This is a genomic window from Microbacterium sp. (assembly GCF_031988965.1).
Lineage (GTDB): Bacteria > Actinomycetota > Actinomycetes > Actinomycetales > Microbacteriaceae > Microbacterium.
The window spans coordinates 1-6,740 of record NZ_DALZXX010000121.1 but is presented as its reverse complement, the minus strand read 5'-3'; the positions used below and the strand labels follow the sequence as shown (position 1 = coordinate 6,740).

At 69.3% G+C, this 6,740-nt stretch carries 5 protein-coding genes and 1 pseudogene; 5 read left to right on the top strand and 1 reads right to left on the bottom strand.

The features are described 5' to 3' along the window. Positions 1–643 (bottom strand): TetR/AcrR family transcriptional regulator (locus RTM68_RS14935; RefSeq protein ID WP_312172366.1); only part of this gene is annotated, 643 nt, incomplete at its 3' end. Positions 644–837: 194 nt separating this feature from the next. Between RTM68_RS14935 and RTM68_RS14930 the strand changes: the two genes are divergently transcribed. From RTM68_RS14930 to RTM68_RS14910, 5 genes and pseudogenes are all read left to right on the top strand, one after another. Beyond that, the gene (locus tag RTM68_RS14930) at positions 838–2,364 is read left to right on the top strand and encodes an ABC transporter substrate-binding protein (RefSeq protein ID WP_241794295.1); all 1,527 of its coding nucleotides are present in this window, start codon (positions 838–840) and stop codon (positions 2,362–2,364) included. Positions 2,365–2,437: 73 nt separating this feature from the next. Continuing rightward, positions 2,438–3,379, top strand: coding sequence for an ABC transporter permease (locus tag RTM68_RS14925; RefSeq protein WP_241794294.1), 942 nt, complete (start codon positions 2,438–2,440; stop codon positions 3,377–3,379). Next, a complete protein-coding gene (locus RTM68_RS14920) occupies positions 3,376–5,259 on the top strand; it encodes a dipeptide/oligopeptide/nickel ABC transporter permease/ATP-binding protein (protein ID WP_312172362.1) in 1,884 nt (627 codons plus the stop codon). Before RTM68_RS14925 ends, RTM68_RS14920 begins: the two co-directional genes overlap by 4 nt. Next, the gene (locus RTM68_RS14915; RefSeq protein WP_241794292.1) at positions 5,256–6,104 is read left to right on the top strand and encodes an ATP-binding cassette domain-containing protein; all 849 of its coding nucleotides are present in this window, start codon (positions 5,256–5,258) and stop codon (positions 6,102–6,104) included. Before RTM68_RS14920 ends, RTM68_RS14915 begins: the two co-directional genes overlap by 4 nt. Continuing rightward, positions 6,101–6,740, top strand: a pseudogene (locus RTM68_RS14910) (glycoside hydrolase family 3 N-terminal domain-containing protein); the annotation flags it as partial. The gene RTM68_RS14915 and the pseudogene RTM68_RS14910, both read left to right, overlap by 4 nt.

Genomic DNA, 6,740 nt, shown 5'->3' with positions numbered 1-6,740 from the left:
CGGCGTCCGTAGTGGCCCAGTCGATGTCCGCGACGCCGTCGACCCACGCCCGCAGCTCATCCGCCATGTCGACCACCGAGCGGTCGAGCAGCCACTGCACCTGCAGGCCGTCCATCAGGGCGATCAGCGCCACCGCGCAGCGGTAGGGGGTCACCCCGGGACGGAGGAGTCCCCGGTCGGCGAGGTTGGCGAACCCGCGCTCGATGTTGGTGCGCGTGTACACGTAGCGCCGCACGAAGTAGCCGTGTGCGGGGTGGTCGCTCGAGGTCGCCTCGGCCGACAGCGTGCAATAGAGCTCGACGACGCCGGGCACGGAGGCGTTGTACTCGGCCAGCCTGATCAGGCCGCGCATCATCGCGGCGCCGTCGCCGGACTCGAGCGGCACCATCTCGCGCGAGCGGTCGTCGCGGTGGTCGAGCACCGCCTCGAGCAGCGCGCCCTTGTTCGGGAAGTGATGCAGCAGCCCGGCCTCGCTGATGCCGACCCGCTGGGCGATCTCCCGGAGCGATCCGGCTCGGTACCCACCCTCGGAGAACACCTCGAGCGCGGCGTCGAGGATCGCCTTCCGGCGCTCGCGCGTCTTGGCGTACTGACCGCGTACACCGCGTCTGACCTTCGGTCCCTTGTTCATGGTGTTCGTCATCGTTGTCACCGTATCCCCCGTCACGGCGGTCGCCATCCACTCCGATCGCGAGCCTCCGGATACCGTTCTATAACGAAATCCGAGCGTTCGCTAGCTTTTTATTTTCAAAACCTAGCGATCGCTAGTTTTTGCTGCTAGCTTCTCCCTCCAGAGGCGGTCCGCAGGGGTACCGCCACCCACGAAAGGGACAAAGGATGTTCCGTTGGAAGGCCACAGCAGCCACCATCGCCATCGCTGCTCTCGTGCTCACCGGCTGCGCCGGAGGCACCGAAGACGGCGGCTCGGGGGACGGGAGCGGCGGCACGCTCACACTCGGGGCGATCACTCCGCCCACCACGTTCGACCCCGCCGGTTCGGAGTGGGGCAACCGCGCCCCGTTCTACCAGGCGGTCTTCGACACTCTTCTCCTCGCCACGCCCGAGGGCACCATCGAGCCCTGGCTCGCGACCGACTGGTCGTACAACGAGGACAACACCGTCCTCACCCTCACACTGCGCGACGACGTCACGTTCTCCGACGGCTCGGCCCTCACCGGCCAGGTCGTCGTCGACAACCTCCAGCGCTTCAAGGACGGCACCTCGCCCGACGCCAACTACTTCGCGGGCATCACGAGCTTCGAGGCTCCCGACGACACCACCGTCGTCATCACGCTCGGCGCCCCCGACCCGGCGCTCCTGAACTACCTCACCCGCGACCCCGGACTCGTGGCCAGCGGCGAGTCGCTCGGCAACGACAACCTCGCGACCGACCCGGTCGGCTCGGGACCCTACGTGCTCGACACCGGAGCCACGGTGACCGGCACGAGCTACACGTACACGAAGAACCCGGACTACTGGAACCCCGACGTCCAGCACTACGACACCCTCGTGATCAACGTCCTGGCCGACGCCACGGCCTCGCTGAACGCGATCAAGGCCGGAGAGGCCAACGGCGTCAAGCTCGCCAGCAACGACAACCTCGCCGAGGTCGAGGGAGCGGGCTGGACCGTGAACGCGAACGAGCTCGACTTCCAGGGCATGCTGCTCCTCGACCGCGCCGGCACCATGAACCCCGCGCTCGCCGACGTGCGGGTGCGTCAGGCACTCAACTACGCGTTCGACCGCGAGGGCCTGCTCGAGGCGCTGCAGCTCGGCAACGGCACCGTCACCACGCAGGTGTTCCCCGAGAGCTCGGCGGCCTACGACCCCGCGCTCGACGAGTACTACACCTACGACCCCGAGAAGGCGAAGGAGCTGCTGGCCGAGGCCGGCTACGCGACGGGCCTCACGCTGTCGATGCCGTCGTCCACGCTTCTCGGCGCGACCACCTACACGCTCATCGAGCAGCAGCTCGCCGACGTGGGAATCGGCGTGGAGTACACCGACCCGGGCAACAACTTCATCGCCGACCTCCTCGCACCGAAGTTCCCGGCATCGTTCATGGCCCTGGAGCAGAACCCGGATTGGCAGCTGATCCAGTTCATGATCGCCCCGTCCGCGATCTTCAACCCGTTCGGCTATGAGGACCCGAAGGTCGACGAGTACATCCAGCAGATCCAGTTCGGCGACGAGGCCACGCAGGAATCGGTGGCGAAGGAGCTGAACGCGTACATCGTCGAGCAGGCCTGGTTCGCCCCGTTCTACCGCGTGCAGGGCAGCTTCGCCACGGATGCGAACACGGCCGTCGAGGTCCTCCCGACGAACGCCTACCCCGCGATCTACGACTTCACGCCGAAGTCCTGACGCGGACCCTCCGGTCCTCCCGCCCGTCGGCGGGAGGACCGGACCCCGATCCCTCCCACCACAGGAGCGCAGCATGCTCATGTTCATCGTGCGCCGGATCCTCGCCGGCATCGTCCTGCTCGCCGTCATCTCGATGGTGACCTTCGGACTCCTCTTCCTCGACAGCGCCAACATCGCCCGCCGCATCCTCGGCCAGAACGCCACCGAGGAGCTCGTCGCGCAGAAGGCCGCCGAGCTGGGCCTGGACCGCCCGCTCGCCGTGCAGTACTGGGACTGGCTGACCTCGGCCCTGACGGGCGACCTCGGTCGCTCCTGGTTCAACGGTCAGCTCGTGTCCGTGAGTCTCAGCGGTCGTCTCAGCGTCAGCCTGTCGCTGGTGATCGGCGCGACCCTCATCTCCGCCGTCCTCGCCATCGTGCTCGGCGTGCTCGCCGCCCGTCGCGGCGGCTGGGTCGACACCGTCGTCCAGTTCATCTCGGTGATCGGCTTCGCGATCCCCGGGTTCCTCATCGCGCTCTACCTCGTGCTGATCTTCGCGATCAACCTGCACTGGTTCAAGGCGACCGGGTACATCCCGATCGCGCAGTCGTTCAGCGGCTGGCTCGCCTCGGTCACGCTGCCGATCGCCGCCCTGTCGATCGGCGCGATCGCCGCCGTGGCGCAGCAGGTGCGCGGCTCGGTGGTCGACGCCATGTCCCGCGACTACGTGCGCACGCTCCGCTCCCGCGGGCTCTCCTCGGGCAGCGTCGTCTACAAGCACGTGCTGCGCAATGCCGGCGGCCCCGCCCTCGCGGTGCTCGCGGTGCAGTTCATCGGACTGCTCGGCGGCGCCGTCATCGTCGAGCAGGTGTTCGCCCTCCCCGGCATGGGTCAGCTCACCGTGTCGGCCACGACGCAGGGCGACATCCCCGTCGTCATGGGCGTGGTGATCGCCTTCGCGGTGATCGTCCTCATCGTGAACCTCCTGATCGACCTCGCGCAGGCAGCGCTCAACCCGAAGGTGCGACTCTCATGACCGCTATCGACGTTCCCGTCGCGGTGCCCACGCCGCACGCGAAGACCTCGCTGCTTCGTCGACTCGTGCGACGCCCCGTCTCGCTGATCTCACTGGTCTTCCTCGTCGTGGTCGCCGTGATCGCGATCACGGGCCGATGGATCGCCCCGTTCGACCCCAACCTCGCCTCGCTGCAGCTGGTGCTCGCGCCGCCGAGCTCCGAGCACCTGCTCGGTGCCGACAGTGCCGGCCGCGACGTGCTGTCGCGGCTGCTGGCGGCGACCCAGGTCACGCTCGCGGCGGCACTCGTCGCTGTCGTCACCGCCCTCGTGATCGGCGTCGTCTCCGGCCTCATCGCGGGGTATTACCGCGGGTGGTTCGACGCCGTGGCCTCCTGGGTCACCTCGCTGGTCATGGCCCTCCCCGGCATCGTCGTGCTGCTCGCCGCCCGCGCCGTGCTCGGCCCCAGCGTGTGGCTCGCGATGTTCATCTTCGGCATCCTGCTCGCCCCGGCCTACTACCGTCTGGTCTACGCCGCGGTCACCGGGGTCAGGGGCGAGCTGTACGTCGACGCGGCGAAGGTGTCTGGCCTGTCCGACGTGCGCATCATCGGCCGCCACATCCTGTCGGTCGTGCGCGCCCCGATCATCATCCAGTCCGCGATCATCACCGGCATCGCGATCGCCATCCAGTCGGGGCTCGAGTTCCTCGGCCTCGGCGACATGAGCGTCCCGACCTGGGGTGGGATGCTCAACGACGGCTTCGCGAACATCTACAAGCAGCCGCTGCTGATGCTGTGGCCCTCGCTCGCCATCGGCCTCACGGCCGTCGCACTCACCCTTCTCGCGAACGGCATGCGCGACGTGCTCGAGCGCACGGCGGTCGTGCGTCGGCGCCGCCGCCGCGCGGTCACGACCGCGACAGGGTCGATCGCCGCGGTGACGACCTCGTTCAGCCTGTCGGGCGGCGACGCGTCGGAGCTCGACGACTCGGCGCCCCTGCCCGTCGTGGGCGACACGATCGTGCATCCCGACGACGCGAGGACGAGCGCACTCGGATCGACGCCGATCCTCACGGTCTCCGATCTGCGTGTCGCGTACGAGCAGTCCGAGGGCGAGGACATCGAGGTCGTCCACGGTGTCTCGCTGCAGATCCGCAAGGGAGAGGTGCACGGACTCATCGGCGAATCGGGCTCGGGCAAGACGCAGACCGCGTTCGCCGTGCTCGGCCTGCTGCCGCGCGGCGGCCGGGTGACCGCGGGGTCGATCGACTACGAGGGCACCCAGCTCGCCGACGCATCGGAGAGCGCCTACGCCGGCATCCGCGGTCGGCGCATCGGGTACATCCCGCAGGAGCCGATGAGCAATCTCGACCCGTCTTTCACGATCGGGTACCAGCTCGTCGAGCCGCTGCGCAAGAACCTGGGCCTGTCGAAGAAGGAGGCGACCGAGAAGTCGCTCGCGCTGCTCGACCGCGTCGGCATCCCGAACCCGAAGCGCACCTTCGAGGCGTATCCCTTCGAGGTCTCCGGCGGCATGGCGCAGCGCGTGCTGATCGCCGGAGCGGTGTCGACCGACCCCGACCTCATCATCGCCGACGAGCCCACCACGGCGCTCGACGTCACGGTGCAGGCCGAGGTGCTCGATCTGCTGCGCGACCTGCAGCGGGAGCGGCAGATGGCGATGCTGCTCGTCACGCACAACTTCGGCGTCGTCGCCGATCTGTGCGACCGCGTCACGGTGATGCAGCAGGGACTCTTCGTCGAGCAGGGGCCCGTGCGCACCATCCTCGGGGCTCCCTCGCACGCCTACACGCAGTCGCTGCTCGACGCGATCCTCGACGAGGGTCCGGCCCGTGGCCCGCTCATCTCCGCAGGAACCGCCGAAGGAGGCCGGTCGTGAACACGCTGCTCGAGGTCAAGGACCTCCACGTCACCTACCCCGGCAAGGGATTCCGCGCCGAGCCGTTCCACGCCCTCAAGGGGGTGTCGCTCGACATCCGCCCCGGTGAGACCGTGGGCCTGGTGGGCGAGTCGGGGTCGGGGAAGACCACGCTCGGACGCGCGGTGCTGGGACTCGCCCCGGTGACCGAGGGCTCGATCCGCTACGACGGTCGGGAGATCGGCCACCTCAACCGACGCGAACGGCGCACGCTGTCGAGTGAGATCCAGGTCGTCTTCCAGGACCCGTACTCCTCGCTGAACCCCTCGATGACGATCGCGCAGATCCTCGCCGAGCCGCTCACCGCCCGAGGTGTCGCCGCACGCGAGGCGAACGCCCGGGTCTCGGACCTGCTCGATCGCGTCGGGCTGCCGGCGGATGCTGCCCGCCGGCTGCCCCGCGAGTTCTCGGGCGGGCAGCGCCAGCGCGTCGCGATCGCGCGCGCGCTGGCGCTCGACCCCCGACTGATCGTCTGCGACGAGCCGGTCTCGGCCCTCGACCTGTCGACCCAGGCCCGCGTGCTCGACCTCTTCATCGAGATCCAGGAGCGCACGGGGGTCGCGTACCTCTTCATCTCGCACGACCTCGCGGTCGTCCGACACATCAGCCACCGCGTGGCGGTGATGTATCGGGGCGAGCTGGTCGAGACCGGCGACGGCGACCAGGTCACCGCACGTCCCGAGCATCCCTACACGCAGCGGCTGTTCCTCGCCGCCCCCGTCCCCGACCCGGACGCGCAGCAGCAGCGACGCGTCGACCGGCGCGCTCTCATCGACGCGCAGACCTCCGAAGGATCCGCCGCATGACCTCCTCAGACATCGTCGCCCCCGCCACAGGGTCCGGGGAGTCCGCCGCATCGACCGCGCATCTGCGACCGCTGCTCGACAGGCTCACCCTCGAGCAGAAGGCCGCGCTCGTGCAGGGTGCCGACTTCTGGACCACGGTGCCGCTGCCCGAGATCGGTCTGCGGGCGCTCACCCTGTCGGACGGACCCGCCGGAGTGCGCGGCCCGCGGTGGGACGAGCGCGAGCCGTCGCTGAACCTCCCCTCCGGATCGGCCCTCGCCGCGTCGTGGGATGTGCAGCTCGCCCACCGCTACGGCGCGGCCGCCGCCTCGGAGGCGCGACGCAAGGGCGTCGACGTCGTGCTCGGACCGACGATCAACCTGCATCGCTCCCCCCTCGGCGGGTGCTGCGCGAGCTGTACCTGGCGCCGTTCGAGCGTGCGGTCGAGGCCGGGGCGTGGTCGATCATGAGCGCGTACAACGCGGTCGACGGGGTCACCATGACCGAGAACGAGCTGCTCGAGACGCCGCTGAACAGCGAGTGGGGCTTCGACGGGGTCGTGGTGAGCGACTGGACGGCCGTGCGCTCGCTCGACGCCGTCGCCGCCGCGCAGGACCTCGCGATGCCGGGACCCGCGCCGGCGTGGTCGGAGCTCGT